The sequence below is a fragment of the Mesorhizobium sp. C395A genome, from assembly GCF_030323205.1.
In the GTDB taxonomy this organism is placed as follows: domain Bacteria; phylum Pseudomonadota; class Alphaproteobacteria; order Rhizobiales; family Rhizobiaceae; genus Mesorhizobium.
In genome coordinates this window covers 5,795,944-5,809,460 of sequence record NZ_CP100473.1, presented here as the reverse complement: position 1 = coordinate 5,809,460, position 13,517 = coordinate 5,795,944, and the positions used below count along the sequence as shown (strand labels likewise).

General features: G+C 55.9%; 10 protein-coding genes and 1 pseudogene. 2 read left to right on the top strand and 9 right to left on the bottom strand.

All coding sequences use genetic code 11. From position 1 onward, the window contains the following. Nucleotides 1-280: 280 nt before the first annotated feature. The 5 genes and pseudogenes from NLY37_RS30980 to NLY37_RS28150 all read right to left on the bottom strand — a co-directional run bounded on the left by NLY37_RS30980 (nucleotide 281) and on the right by NLY37_RS28150 (nucleotide 5,656). Nucleotides 281-1,458 (bottom strand): annotated as a pseudogene (locus tag NLY37_RS30980) (M24 family metallopeptidase). A 28-nt stretch (nucleotides 1,459-1,486) separates the two neighbouring features. Then, nucleotides 1,487-2,209 carry an aspartate/glutamate racemase family protein gene (locus tag NLY37_RS28165; protein WP_084559052.1) on the bottom strand — a complete coding sequence of 241 codons (723 nt, stop codon included), beginning with the start codon at nucleotides 2,207-2,209 and terminating at the stop codon, nucleotides 1,487-1,489. 183 nt (nucleotides 2,210-2,392) lie between these two features. After that, the gene (gene eutC / locus NLY37_RS28160) at nucleotides 2,393-3,385 is read right to left on the bottom strand and encodes an ectoine utilization protein EutC (protein WP_023743269.1); all 993 of its coding nucleotides are present in this window, start codon (nucleotides 3,383-3,385) and stop codon (nucleotides 2,393-2,395) included. A 4-nt stretch (nucleotides 3,386-3,389) separates the two neighbouring features. After that, nucleotides 3,390-4,370, bottom strand: a complete 981-nt coding sequence (gene eutB, locus NLY37_RS28155; protein ID WP_031246614.1) for a hydroxyectoine utilization dehydratase EutB — start codon at nucleotides 4,368-4,370, stop codon at nucleotides 3,390-3,392. A gap of 95 nt (nucleotides 4,371-4,465) precedes the next feature. Next, on the bottom strand, nucleotides 4,466-5,656 hold the full coding sequence (locus NLY37_RS28150; RefSeq protein WP_031246613.1) for a M20 family metallopeptidase: 1,191 nt from the start codon (nucleotides 5,654-5,656) through the stop codon (nucleotides 4,466-4,468). 727 nt (nucleotides 5,657-6,383) lie between these two features. On the opposite strand from NLY37_RS28150, the gene NLY37_RS28145 reads away from it, so the two are divergent. Then, nucleotides 6,384-6,812 carry a hypothetical protein gene (locus NLY37_RS28145; RefSeq protein ID WP_023743266.1) on the top strand — a complete coding sequence of 143 codons (429 nt, stop codon included), beginning with the start codon at nucleotides 6,384-6,386 and terminating at the stop codon, nucleotides 6,810-6,812. A 534-nt stretch (nucleotides 6,813-7,346) separates the two neighbouring features. Next, nucleotides 7,347-8,372 (top strand): NAD(P)-dependent oxidoreductase, encoded by a 1,026-nt coding sequence (locus tag NLY37_RS28140; protein ID WP_023743265.1) that lies wholly within the window; start codon nucleotides 7,347-7,349, stop codon nucleotides 8,370-8,372. Nucleotides 8,373-8,688: 316 nt separating this feature from the next. Here the strand turns inward: NLY37_RS28140 and NLY37_RS28135 are convergent, their stop codons facing one another. From NLY37_RS28135 to NLY37_RS28120, 4 genes are all read right to left on the bottom strand, one after another. Then, the gene (locus NLY37_RS28135) at nucleotides 8,689-9,924 is read right to left on the bottom strand and encodes a M20/M25/M40 family metallo-hydrolase (RefSeq protein ID WP_023743264.1); all 1,236 of its coding nucleotides are present in this window, start codon (nucleotides 9,922-9,924) and stop codon (nucleotides 8,689-8,691) included. A 36-nt stretch (nucleotides 9,925-9,960) separates the two neighbouring features. Next, nucleotides 9,961-11,061 (bottom strand): gamma-glutamyltransferase, encoded by a 1,101-nt coding sequence (locus tag NLY37_RS28130; RefSeq protein ID WP_286440916.1) that lies wholly within the window; start codon nucleotides 11,059-11,061, stop codon nucleotides 9,961-9,963. Between the two features lie 553 nt (nucleotides 11,062-11,614). Beyond that, nucleotides 11,615-12,082, bottom strand: coding sequence for an Lrp/AsnC family transcriptional regulator (locus tag NLY37_RS28125; RefSeq protein WP_023743262.1), 468 nt, complete (start codon nucleotides 12,080-12,082; stop codon nucleotides 11,615-11,617). Between the two features lie 186 nt (nucleotides 12,083-12,268). Beyond that, a complete protein-coding gene (locus tag NLY37_RS28120) occupies nucleotides 12,269-13,447 on the bottom strand; it encodes a M24 family metallopeptidase (RefSeq protein WP_023743261.1) in 1,179 nt (392 codons plus the stop codon). Nucleotides 13,448-13,517 lie beyond the last annotated feature (70 nt).

Genomic DNA, 13,517 nt, shown 5'->3' with positions numbered 1-13,517 from the left:
CAATAGTAATGCCCTGAACGGCAGCAAGTTTACAGAAGGCCGGTATGATCAGTATCCTCGACTACGTCAGACCGCTTCACACTCGGACACATTGCGCGACGATCAACCCGGGGATGCGCCCACACCACGACACCACGACACGTTAGGTCAGGCGGAGCCGCCTCTTGGAATCGCAGGATTTGGTTCTGTCGCATCACAGCGAGTAGGCAGCCCTTCCAGGGAGTATGGCGTGCTCGATGCGGAAACGTTGCCTGATCTACATCAGCAAGTTTTAGCCTTCTTACTCGATTACGAGCAGTTTTCGGGGAACATTGGAGAGGAATTCAACCTGGCCGTCGGTGATGAGAATGCTTTCGGTGATTTCGATGCCCCAGTCGCCATACCACAGGCCAGACATGAAATGAAAAGTCATTCCCGGGCGTAACTCGGTCTTGTCACCTTCCCGGAAGCTATCGGAATTCTCGCCCATGCCGGCGGATAGCCCATTCCTATCGGACGGCCCGAGCGGCTCGTCTTCTCGAAGCCATATCGTGCCAAAGCACCGGAATAAGCTTTAGCGATATCCTCGCAACGGTCACCAGCCACAGCTTTTTCCGCGAGGCCGGCCTGCATGCCATCGAGAACGGCCTTCTCGGCATCCAGGATGGCTGCGTGGGTTTCCCGAGGTAATAGGTGCGCGACAAGGGGCAGTGATAACGTTTGTGAAGGCCGGCGAGCTCGAAGAAAATGCTCTCGTCGCTTCGAATTGGTCGACCGGTCCAGGTGAGATGGGCAGCTGAGGCATCCGCGCCAGCGCCGAGATTCGGCACGCAAGCCGATAGCGCCTGGTTAAATCGCCGCGAGAAATCGAGTATATGCGCGGCGCCGGCAAGATCGTCGAAGCCATGTATCAGGGCGTCACCGAGATGCTGCGCCCCGGAGTTAGGCAATCCGACGTCATTGCCGAGCTCTCTTATGTCGGCACCCGCGGCGCGGATGCCTACTTGGGAGGCCAATTGATCAGTCTATCGGCCTTCTTGAACTTTGCATTCGGGAGTGACGCCGAAAGCGCTTCAAATGATCGGGCCGAAAGGCAGGCGCTATCCTTCTCGACGCCAATCGTCGCCGAGCCATGTCCCTCGTCTATGACGATCTGCCCCAGCACCGACGTTGCGTGCAGCGTGTCGGACTGTACGTATTCGTCTGCATACCACTTAATGCGATCCTCGCTAATATAGGCCGTCCGGCGGCAGCCATTGGCGTCCATGCGCCGGCCGAACCAAAGAGGCTCTTTGTCCTTGGAAACCACTACACATTGCTGAACGTAATAGGAGCAATCATCGTACCCGGCTAGCCATCCCATGTTGGCTGGATCAGTTACGACCAATATGTCGACGCCTGCCTGCTCCATTGCCTTGCGAGCTTTTCGAGGCGTATCTTGTATTCGGACAACTCGAACCGCAACGTTTCGTCGCTCATTTCAAATACTTCGATAGTTCCGTGAAACTTATGCCGAGCGCAGGCTAGACACCGCCGCGAGCGTCAGCTTGCAAAGGTCAGTTATGTCGTAGATGGGCAGCCCCGTTTGGCGTCGAATTGCACTTGTTACAACAGGAAACCCCGTGCACTCGAAGAGTGTGATCGCGATCTCGGGATGCTCGGCGCGAAGTCGCGCGATGCGGTCGCCAACCTCCCGTTCAATCTGATCAACGTCAGTTCGCACCAATGGGCGTGCCAAAGCGTTGCGTACGTATACGCCACCTTCGATCCCTCCGATGACAACGCGCTTCCGATCGGCCGGGTGCTGGATGCCCAACAGGTCTTCACTGCAATGTCGTGAGTCGGCTGTTAATACGGCGAGTTTTTTTGCAGGCGCAAGCTGACGCATGAGAGCCGGAATGAGGAGGAGGCTCGACGTTACAACCGGGACATTGACTGCTGCGGAGATCGCTGCCTGGTGACGAATGAAAAAGCCGCAGTCAGCGGCAATTACGCCGGCACCTCGATCGACCAGCCGCCGAGCAGCTGTCACACAGGCGCCTTCGAGTGAAGCGTCACCTCGAATGACAACATCTGCCAAGGCACCTTCCACCATTTCTGTGATTACGGGTCGATTAAAGGTCGCCGAATGCAAGAGGGATCCTTCGCGCGGAGCAAGAGCCGGGCTGTCAGGGGACAGGCCTTCATCTAGCTCAAGTACTCCAAGAATGGTGCTGCTTTGCGAAGACATGAATGTGGCTCCTTGATTTCAAACGGCAGTTACCGCGGTGCAGAAGATTTCCCAAACTTCGTCTGGCTTTGCTCGTGAATATGAACGTGTTCAATTGAATCGCGTGCAGCAAAGTGACGACTGGGGACCTCAACACCGTGACCTGCATTCATTTCGGCTTGGGCACCCAAGCTTTGCGCCAAGTCATCCCTCGATCTTAGTTCCGACTTTCGCGGCAACCGCTCTTGCGAAAGCCAGGTTAGCAATGGCGGTGTCCTGAATGCCTGTCCCGGTTAGATCAGCTATCGTAATCTGTTTGTTGTCGGTGCGGCCGGCGATCGCGCCTGCAACAATTTGACCGAGCTCAGGTAAAGGTAGACCTTCAGCAACCGCACCTGCCGCAATTGCGTGGTGTAACTCACCAAGGCGGCGAGTTTGCGTGAGACTGTCCGCCACATAGAGGTCAGCACGGACAATGGCCTGCGGTTCGATTTCGTTCTTGTGTTCTGCATCTGAACCCATGGCGGTGATGTGCTGCCCGGGTTCGAGCCATTGGCCCTTTAGGATGGGACTATCAGCTGGTGTCGTAGTAATGATCACATGCGCGCCGGCGACCGCCTGTTCCTGAGTTGCGCATGCAGTGACGGTGATGCCCAAATCATCGGTCAACTCTCGTGAAGCCATTTCAGCCTTGGCTATATCACGAGCCCATATACGGGCCGCACGAATTGGCCGCACCAACATAAGAGCCTTCAACTGCAGACGCGCTTGCCCCCCGGCACCGAAAACGGCAGCGACCGACGCATCTTCGCGGGCAAGGTACTTCGCAGATACCGCGCCAGCGGCGGCTGTACGCACATTCGTCAGATAGCCGTTGTCCAGCAACAGCGCCTGTAACAAGCCCGTTTTGCTGGACAGCAATATCATCAGGCCGTTGGTACTGGGCAAGCCGACTTCGGGGTTGCCGAAAAATCCAGGGCTAATCTTTACGCAAAAGCCATCGAGGCCGGGCACATAAGCCGTCTTGACGTCCACTTCGCCGCGGTATTCGGGAATATCGAGCCGCAGAATTGACGGCATAACGACTTTTTCTGTCGCGAGGGTGCGAAACGCTCCTTCCACGCAAGCGACTGCCTTCACATCCAGGCGCACCAGATTTCTCAGTTGATCTTCAGTCAATATCGTGGTCGTTCTCATGACGTCATCCTCGAAAATTAACTGTCGCGCCGCTCACGACCCGACGATGTAAGTGCATGTCAACATTTCGGCCCGACAAGACTGTCACGACCGGGCCACGCAGGTTGGCCACTTTGTTTGCCAAGAGAGCTGCAATCCCAACCGCTCCAGCGCCCTCCACAACCTCGCGCTCCTCCATGTATGCGTGCTGCATACCAGCCGCGATTTCCGTCTCGCTAAGCAAGACAACGTCGTCCAGCAGGTCCCGGCACATGGCAAACGTCCACTTGTTGGCGAGTCCTATACCGCCGCCGAGTGAGTCCGCGAGACTTTCGAATTCTGCCACTTGGACCGGGCGGCGGGCATCAAGACTGGCCTTCATCGCGGCGCCGCGATCCATCGTGAGGCCAATGACTCGCGCCTTCGGCCGCCAACCTTTGATTGCGAGCGCGACACCCGACGCCAAGCCCCCGCCCGACAGTCCAATCAGCACGGTCGCGACATCCGGCAGCGCCTCGGCGATCTCCAGCCCAAGCGTGCCTTGACCTGCGATGATCGCCGGATGATCGAACGGGGGTAGCAAGCACAGCCCTTCGTTGCTAGCCAACCGCTCGGCTTCTTCCTGGGCCTCATCCTGCGATCTTCCAATAATGCGGACCTCTGCACCGAGGCGCCGGATCTCGGATACCTTATTTTCTGGCACCAAAGCCGACATACAAATCGTTGCCTTCACACCACATGTATTGGCTGCGAACGAAAGTGCTCTGCCGTGATTTCCGGTTGAGACAGCAACAACACCTCGTGACCGCTCATCTCTAGACAACTGGAGAACCGCGTTGAAGGCGCCGCGAAGTTTGAAGCTACCCGTCGTCTGTTGATGTTCGAGTTTAAGATATACAGGAACGTCACAGATGGCAGATAGCGGAGATGAAAGCACGATCGGCGTACGGAGTATCCGATCTCCGATCCGATTACGCGCACCTTCGATATGTTTGAGCTCGATCATTTTTACCCGACTAGCCGGCCTCCAGTGCCACCTACACCACTCCATTGCCAAGCGGATCATGGGCGACGACGGTGTCTTGTATAGAATGTACCTACTTAGGACGATGAGGGGTGCAGAAGATCCCAGCAGTATTGAATCGCCAGTTCGGTTGTCGGGATTAGAACTTTGTCGGACACGCCGAATGTGGACGTGTGAACGCCCGCCTCATAACCAGGCTCCTTGCTTCCAAACCAGAAATATATTGACGGAACACAACTTGAGTAGAAGCCAAAGTCATCGCTACCGGTACTGGCCGATCCTTCAATATATTTGCCATCACCCACCGACTGACAAACAAGCCGACGGAACTGTTCGACCATAGCGTGATCGTTGATAACAGGCGGGTCACCGAATTGGGAGCGAAACTCCGCACTTCCACGATGCATTGTAGCAACTCCCTCGGCGACCTCGCGCACGCGTCGTACCAACTGAGCCCGCCGCTCAGGACTGGCGGTCCGAATGGTGCCTTCCAGCGTGACCTCTGGGCAAATGATGTTTCTCGCGTCTCCGCCGTGGATGGTGCCGATCGTTACAATCACCCGATCGTCGACCGGCATTTCGCGGGAGACGACCTTCTGAACCTCATTGATGAAGGCCGCAGCGATTGCGATCGTATCCACCCCAAGATGAGGCTTCGCGCCATGGGCCATGGTTCCTTGAACTACCAGGGTAAACTGGTCTGATGAATTTGTTACCGCCCCTGCGCGAGCCCCATAGGAGCCGACCGGGATATCGGTGCGAACATGAAAACCGACTGCAGCGTCAAAGCCATCCAGCAGATTTCCCTCTGCCACGGATCGGCCACCAAGCGGCTCTTCTTCTTCCGCCGGCTGAAAGAATACACGTACCATCCCGGAGAATCGATCTCGCATGCGATGAAACGCAAGGGCCGTGCCCAAAGCGATTGAGCCGTGCATGTCGTGACCGCACGCGTGCATCACTCCCGGCACCTGCGACCTGTACGATAGGTCCTCACGGGCTTCCTCGATAGGAAGGGCGTCAATGTCTCCGCGTAGCGCGATCGAGCGATTTGCACCAGAAGCCGAGCCCTGGATATCGATATAGACACCGGTCTTGTGGAACGTCTTCGCTTCGTTCAAACCGAAGCCGGCCAGGGTCTCGATAATCCGCTTCTGAGTCTTCCACTCGTTGTTCGAAAGTTCGGGCTCGCGATGCATCGCGTGCCGCATTCCGACCACGGCTTCACGCTCGACTTCAGAGAGTAAATTGTTGGTGATTGCTTTCATTCTGATCCCACGGTCATTCATCATCAATGCCTGATATCAACCCTAGCAGCTGCCTGGTGGCAAGAAGCGCCGATTTGGACGTTCGCTATGCAGGGTTTCTGCAAAACAAGGGTTCGAGGTGCACTTTTCAGGATCTGGAGCGAGGTCGATCTCGAGCCCATGATTGTGCGTCTTTCCTGCCTCTCGCTGCATATCCACGTTGAACGCCCTTGGATGCGGTCGAGCGAGAGCGACCCTCTCCTCAGTTGGCTGTTCTTGAAACGGCTTGGAGAAGCGCGAGGTCTACCTGATCGAGTTGGATCATCGCGTAACCCTTCAAAACGAGGTATTTCGCAGACTCGAGCGCAGGTCCCAATGCTGGCCCGTTTTTATGCGCGAGCGATGGCATCTTCTCACGAGTGTCCCACGGCTAGATTTGTCTGTCGGTACCTCTCGGGGCAGATCGGACCTCATCAGTCCTGCAGGCGCTGACTCTACCCCAACCTAGCTTGATTTGCAACAAATGTTGTAGGATCATTAGGTTGACTCATTCGTATCGATCTATCGCGTGTTCTAACAGAGCGCCGACACGCGATCTTTTGCAGGAAATGAACCCGTAGACCACCCAATACGACGTAAACTGTCACCCTACAGCGCATAGGATCCGTGTCCTGATGCTGTTCTGAGAATATTTTGCAGCAGCAGAGTGAAACCAGCTTCTTCACTACAGCAAGGGAGGTAAACGTACATGGAATCGATAGATCCGGCCATAGGCGAATGGAAGTTGAATCTGGCGAAGTCAAAATTTATCAACGAGCCAACACCGTTCAGTTACAAATCTGCGACGCGCACATATACGCAGAACCCAGATGGCACCATCACTGGCACAGTCCACGCGGTTCTGCCCGATGGGTCACCGTTCTCCGAGCAGCTAATCTCCAAACAAGACGGCGAATACTACTCCCACACCGGCAACTCCATGATGGACACGATGTCCCAGGAGCGGGTCAACGCCAACACCCTCGTCCTTACGGCGAAGAAGGCGGATAAAGTCGTCGGAGCGGGAACCCGCACGGTCTCGTCTGATGGGAAGGTCCTGACAATGACGTTCATTTACGTTGACGCCGAAGGCATAATGCGCGGACACGTAGCAGCTTACGACAAACAAGAGGGGTGACCTTCGAAACTGGCCTTCGCGGCGTGGCTCTGTGCGGTGAAGGCCATCGCTTCGAATAACAACCCGCTCGCTGGTCGAGCGTCTGATCCAGGCGCGCGTCGAGCTATGTGGGGCGCGCAGCATCACCTCGGGATGGGGGCGCCATGTCTTTCTCGTCACGGCCTCTATTTTTAACATGGCTGGAACAGCGTGAGCGAAATAGCGCGCCGCACCACATCTTCTTGATCAATAGAAAGTCAGTCGCCACCGGCGACCATTCCTGTTTGCGTTTACCAATGAACCGAGTGCAGAGCGTGCCACTGCAACCATCTGCGTGTGCCGGCCAGCGGACGACCGCTCGACGAGAGGATCGGCAGAGAAGCGCAAATCCACTTCTGCTGAAATCCTGCATGAATGCCCTGTTTTCGCAGGATTCCGCTGGACGGCAGGCAGGTTTTGAAGCCGCCAACTCGGGGAACCGCTTAAGCTTGAACTCGCGTCATCCCCGGGGTTGAGACCCCATCAGTCACCGATAGAAGGAGGAGATTTAACACTATGAAAGTTCTTTGCCTGTGGCATGCGACGGACGACGAACTCGGCAATCTCAGAAACGCCCTTCCAGATGGCACAGAGGTCGTGGCACCCAAAGGAGAATACTTCTCTCGCTTTGAGGCCAGCTATTCGGATTTGGCAGCTCATGCGGTTGACGCCGATGTGTTCATCGGATTTGCCCTTCCCAAGCGCATTTTAGAGATGGCAAACAATCTTAAGTTCTTTTGCTGGGTCCATTCAGGCTGTGACGATCTCGAACACATTGGCGCTCTCTCGCACTTTCGACAGCATGGCACCAAGCTCGCAAATATTCGCGGTGCAAATGCGCACGCAGTTGCCGAGCAAGCCATGATGTTCGCCTTGGCGTTGGCAAAGAAGACCTTATTCAAACACAAAGTGACATTAGAGGGCCGGCGATTGTTTCCCCTCTTTGATGATGAGTACCGCTCCGCGATGCTTGACGGTCGCACGATGGGCATTATGGGCGTGGGCAGCATCGGGAGCCGCATCGCGAAGCATGCGAAAGGCTTTGACATGCGGGTGCTAGGCGTACGCCGCAATAAGGATCGGCCGGCAGAACATGTCGATTCCATGCATGGGGTCGATGAATTGCACTCCGTCCTCGGGCAATGCGATTACGTTGTATTGACGATGCCAGATACGAACGAAACTACGCAAATGTTCGGTGTTCCAGAGTTTTCCGCGATGAAGCGAACTGCCTTTCTCATTAACGTCTCTCGCAGCGGCCTAATCCAGGAAAAGCCACTTTACGAGGCGCTGACCTCTGGGCGTTTGCGGGGCTATGCCGCCGACGTTTGGAATCGATATGAGTTCGGAAGAAGCTTTCCCACTAGCTTCTTACCCAGGTTGGAAGTGCATAAGCTTCCGAATGTAATCTGTTCCAATGACCAAGCTGCAAACGCAGACGACGTTCTGGAGCGGGACCTCCGCTGGGGAACGCAGAGCGTTGCGGATTTTGTCGGTGGCAAGCCAATAACTCGAGAAGTCGATCTAACTCTGGGTTATTGAAAATAACGCACTCGTCTGCGTCCGAATTTACGAAAAGGCCATCCGCTCACGCCGCGTGACCTGCAACCGTATTTGGGGGTGGATCCCGATACCGTTGCGCCCCGATCCCGTGATTTTTCGCGGCTGAGGAATTCGGCTCATGTGGTCCCGGGCGACCCGGCGATTTAAGCGTACTTGCTGCATCGTCGTCGGCCGGGTACGCCCATGGGAACTGAGATTGAGGATCGGCAACAGGGCATCGGTGCGCCTAGTCGCTCCTGGCCGGGGCTATGGACCTGAGCAGGGCACGGGCTTGCGTTTTCTCAGTGCTCCAATTTTATGACAAATAGTCGTAGGACGACATCACGTGCGCGCGAACCACATGCAAGTAATCGTCGATCGACACATATTCGTCGTGGGAGGCTATTCCAATGGGCGGCGGCCCGTAGATGTAGGCGGGAACATTGCGATATCGCCAAAGCCGTGCGTCTGTCCCAGCCAGGCTAACAATCGGTGTTGTCGAGATACCGGATAATTGAGCGACGTTTCGCCGAAGCAACTCGGACAGGTCGCCGTACGGGTCACAATAAGCCGGCGGAGTGAAGTGGTTTTCTTCGAACGTTGCCAGTGGATAGCGCCCAACAATCTGGCCTAGTTCTTTAACAATCGTGTCTTTATCGACCCCGAGCGGGACGCGAATGTCGGCCTCAAATCTGCAATGAGTGGGTATCATGTTGATTTTCAATCCGCCGGCTATCACGCCGATATTCAAGGTTACCTTCGGCACAATATCGGCGGCGCCTTTGCCCCACACCTGATCGACCGCCGCCGCTGCCTTCCTAATTGCTTGTTCGACGTCATGTGGCAGGGTAGCAGGGATATTGGTTAAAATCTCGAGATCCGCGATTATCCGACAGGCAATCTTGATGGCGCTCTCAGATGCGTGGGTGTAAGCCCCGTGTGCGCCAGGACTCCTCACGTTGAGGGTAACCCAGAGTAGCCCCTTCTCGCCGAAGCGAATAGCGCTGTGGCCGCTGGGTTCCCCGCTGAGCATACAGTCGCCGAGAACCTCCGGGCAGTTATCAACTAGGTAGCGCGAACCCCAAGGACCGAACGTTTCCTCGTCAGATACACAGGTCAGCGTCAGCCGGCCCTTCAGTTTGTCGCGTATGCGATGTAGATAGCGATACGTGAAGATTGAGGCGGAGGTGCCAGCTTTCATGTCGCATGCGCCACGTCCGAAAATCTTGCCGTCAACCAACTCCCCGCCCCAAGGATCCTTGGTCCAGCCGACTGGGTCTACCGGGAAAACATCGATGTGGCCGTTAAGCACTAGGTGACGCCGAGGTTGCGGCGCTGCAAAACTGGCAACGATATTCGGGAATAGCTTGTTCGGTGCGACAACGCGGTAGTCCAGTCCTTCAGCCTCCAGGAACTCGCCGACGTAACGCGCTGCCTCTTGTGTATCCCCGGGAGGATTAGGACTCCTGACCCGGATGAACGCACGTAGAAATTCTATAATCTCGTCGCGATCTTTGTCGATGGCTGCAAGCAGCGCTTCCTTTTCACTCACGTCTATCCTCCTCTTCGGACGCGTCTTGCAGAGTCATCAAACTGCCCAGCCATCACCTGAAAGATCAGTTCCGCTCTTGTAGCTACCGCTGTCGAGCCGCTCGACAAGATTAACAATCCCCAAGTGATGCTCCACGCTGTAGTCTGCCAGCGTGAGCGTAAACCCACGACTCTCCAAATGTGAGCGCGCAGCTTGACAGAATTCCCGATGAACTCGGATGCCGCCGTCCTTCGGAAAGAGCGTGGGCTGTGACATAAGACGCGTCATGTCTTCTCGAAGCCCAAGCCCAAACCGTAGAAAAAGCAGATAAGTTAGCGCGCCCAAGATCCGCTCGCTACCCGCGGCGCCGATCGCGAGGCGCGGGCGATTGGTCGTTTCAAGAATGAGCGGCGACATCTCGGTGACGTCGTGTTTTTGGCCCTCAAACACTACACGCGATTGCATGGCGTAACTGAAGCCGAGCGCGGCGCGCCACCATGATTCCTTGAGCCGAACCAAGGTCCGATCGAGTATTGTCGCAAGGACGTACGCCTCCATGGCCCGTCCGAAATCATCCAGCGCCCGGCACTTGCGGAGTTCGACGGCTACCGCAGCGCCAACAAGTGTCCACGTTCCCCAAGTCTCCAAGTTTCCTGTACAAAAAAGACGCTCGACTTCCCCGTTCGGCCCGAGAATAGCATCGAGCGAGCGTGGAGTTACATCGCGGACGGGATTTTCCAGACCTTCTTCCGCCTGCCAAGGACCCGGGTCGCTGCTCCGGAGGATGCGCCAGAACTGATCTTCGCAGGTCGATTCCGCAAGAACTCGAAGAAGTTCAGAGAGTGCGGGATTTCGAACCAGCGCACGAAGGGATGCGCTATCGCCCAAATATATCGTGCGAAGGTCTTGCGTCAGATCCGATGATGAGAGGTGCAAGGCGGTAGCCAAGGCGGGAGAAAGGGTGAAGCCCTGCCTTGCTACAACGATTGCTGGTGCGACGAGATCGCGAAACGAAAGGCGCAAACGACCGCTGTCTCGAAACCAGAACCAGGCGGCGATGTTGCCTGGTACGGGAATTGTAGAGTCTGTGACAGACCGCATGCGAGTAGCGGCGCCCAGGCAACCGACCACACCGGCGAGAGAGTAGATGCCTTGCATGCGTCCGAAAGGGCTACAGTTAGCGGGATCAGTTACCCAAGCGCAGGCCAGCGCTGCGATGTCAAACACGTTCCCGCCTTGAAGGCGGATAGCATTCGCCGCCGCTGTGGCAGCTGGGTGGTGAGTCGAGATTCCAAAGTCTCCGCTCCAGGAGCCAACAAAGTGTGGCGGATTGTGGGACTGCATCTTAGCTGCCTAATCAAATCTGGACGTCGGTTCCAACCTTTGCTTAAAGTATCCTGTGAAAGCCGAGGCTGGAAATGGCGGTCTCTTGAATGCTTGTCTCGCCAGATCGTGATCTGGTTACTGTTATGCGTCGGCAAGGGCTCCGACGGCAGCTTGACCGAGCTCGTTCATCAACGATGCCTGATACAGACGCTAGCAGCGGCTGGGCGGAAAGAAGCGCCGACTTGGACGCTCGTTATGCAGGTGTCTCTGCAAAACACCAGGCGCCGTGCACTTAACCTCGCCGACCTGGCGATCCAGCGCTCTCTCTGGCGCCAGTACCTAGATCACCTCGACCCGTCCGGAGTATCCCTCACCGCCAGGGGTGCTACGCCTCGATAGGAATAGCGAAGCTCGCCTTCAGGCGATCCATCACCACCATTGTCTTGAACCCCTTGATATCGTGGTTCTCGTAGAAGAAGCGCCGCGTAAAGTGCTCGTAGTCCTCCATGTCTTTTGCGGTAACGACGAGCATAAAGTCGGCATCCCCCGTTACGTAATATCCCATCATTACCTCACGCGTATTTCGTATCGCGGCCTTGAACCGATCGACGATGTCAGCTCTTTCTCGTTCGAGGGAGACCAGAACGATCATGGTGATATGTCGTCCAACTGCTTTGGGCGAGACGATGGAAACATCCGCCTGAATTACGCCCTCGTTGCGTAACCGTCTCAAACGCCGCTGGCATGCGGTCGGCGAAAGGTGGACTACGTCTGAAAGTTCCTCTGAGGTCAGTCGGTTGTTCTTTTGAACGGCTTGGAGAAGCGCGATGTCCGCCCGATCGAGTTCGGTCATCGCTTAACCCTCCAAAAGCCGCCATGTTGCGAAAACGCTCGGAAAGCACATGCAGGGCCGAACAAGGCGCCGCAAATTCCCATCGCTCGTTAGCTGCTGGCGCAGATACTCACCCGACCCAGCCACGCCATTTCGAAAGCGAACAAGACACGCTGGCATCAGATGATTGTGCACAGGTTTCGATCTCTATTTGACGAATAGTTTGCGCGGAGTCATCGTTAGAGGCTCAAAACCAGTATCAGAGACTGCGAAGCTCTGTGTGATCGTGATCCCAACGTTGTCAAGCCATAGGCCGGGCATCATATGGAACACCATACCTGGCTGAAGGACGGTTTCATCACCCTTGCGAATACTTGCCGTGCGTTCCCCCGAGGCGGGGGGGAACCCGATGCCAGTCGGGTATCCGATGCGAGACTCTTTCTCAATTCCGTGGCGGGCAAGAGCTTTCCGAAATTCGCTATCTACCTCAGAGCAAGTCCGACCAGGACGGACTGCGTCAAGGCCGACATTCAAAGCTTCGACAGCAATTTCCGATAGGTCTTGGAAAGCGGGTGACGGCTTGCCGAGGACAATTGTACGAGCCAGGTTGACTTGGTAACGGTGCCGGCATCCCGACAGCTCCAAATTGACCACCGTGGAACTTGGCAACGGGTCGTCAGTCCATGCAGCGTGCGGAGCGATTGACCGCTCACCAATACAAAGATCAGGGGGGCAACAAGGGTAGTCACCACCGAACTCAGCAGTGCCCGATATTTGTTGGTGATAGATTGCAGCCGCGATATCGCATTCACGGACGCCGGCTTCCACCGTTTCGATGACACGCTTCATGGCGACATCTGCAAGTTGACCAGCTTGACGCATGACAGCGACTTCAGCCCGGCTCTTCACGAGCCGGAGCCAGCCCACAAGGAGGTCGGCATCCACGAACTCGGCATAGGGCAACGCGCGGGTGAGATCGGCGTGCGCACGGGCGGGATAATAATAACCGCCCATCTCCACGCCAATGCGCGCCTTTTCACCTCCTACTTCCTTCACGACATCGGCCATGAAGGCGTAGGCCGAAAGTGTCGTGGATTGAACATACGTGTCGGGGTAAGCTCGGATGTTCTCCTCAGTGAGATAAGTGGTCATGGAGGCCGAAACACGGTCCATGAAACGGCCAATCCAGATGGGTTCTTCGTGGTCCTGGGCCACAATCACCATTTGAGGCGTATAGTATGAATACGCATTGTAGCCGGTGAGGTAATTTTGATTGGGCGGCTCCGAAAGAAGGAGGATGTCTAGTCCTCTCTTTGTCATTTCCTTCTTAACGGCGGCAAGACGGGCTTGAAACTCGCTTAGTCCGAAATGCAGTTCTCTTATCATCTTGTCTCCGTATAAAACTAGATAGCCATGGCTCGGATGACCAATCGGACACGTTCCGCCGTGCTCCGCT

Bases quoted from the DNA above. Each gene is read 5' to 3' on its own strand.
- NLY37_RS28165 (WP_084559052.1), bottom strand. From the start codon at position 2,209: ATGTCTTCGCAAAGCAGCACCATTCTTGGAGTACTTGAGCTAGATGAA.
- eutC (WP_023743269.1), bottom strand. From the start codon at position 3,385: ATGAGAACGACCACGATATTGACTGAAGATCAACTGAGAAATCTGGTG.
- eutB (WP_031246614.1), bottom strand. From the start codon at position 4,370: ATGATCGAGCTCAAACATATCGAAGGTGCGCGTAATCGGATCGGAGAT.
- NLY37_RS28150 (WP_031246613.1), bottom strand. From the start codon at position 5,656: ATGAAAGCAATCACCAACAATTTACTCTCTGAAGTCGAGCGTGAAGCC.
- NLY37_RS28145 (WP_023743266.1), top strand. From the start codon at position 6,384: ATGGAATCGATAGATCCGGCCATAGGCGAATGGAAGTTGAATCTGGCG.
- NLY37_RS28140 (WP_023743265.1), top strand. From the start codon at position 7,347: ATGAAAGTTCTTTGCCTGTGGCATGCGACGGACGACGAACTCGGCAAT.
- NLY37_RS28130 (WP_286440916.1), bottom strand. From the start codon at position 11,061: ATGCAAGGCATCTACTCTCTCGCCGGTGTGGTCGGTTGCCTGGGCGCC.
- NLY37_RS28125 (WP_023743262.1), bottom strand. From the start codon at position 12,082: ATGACCGAACTCGATCGGGCGGACATCGCGCTTCTCCAAGCCGTTCAA.
- NLY37_RS28120 (WP_023743261.1), bottom strand. From the start codon at position 13,447: ATGATAAGAGAACTGCATTTCGGACTAAGCGAGTTTCAAGCCCGTCTT.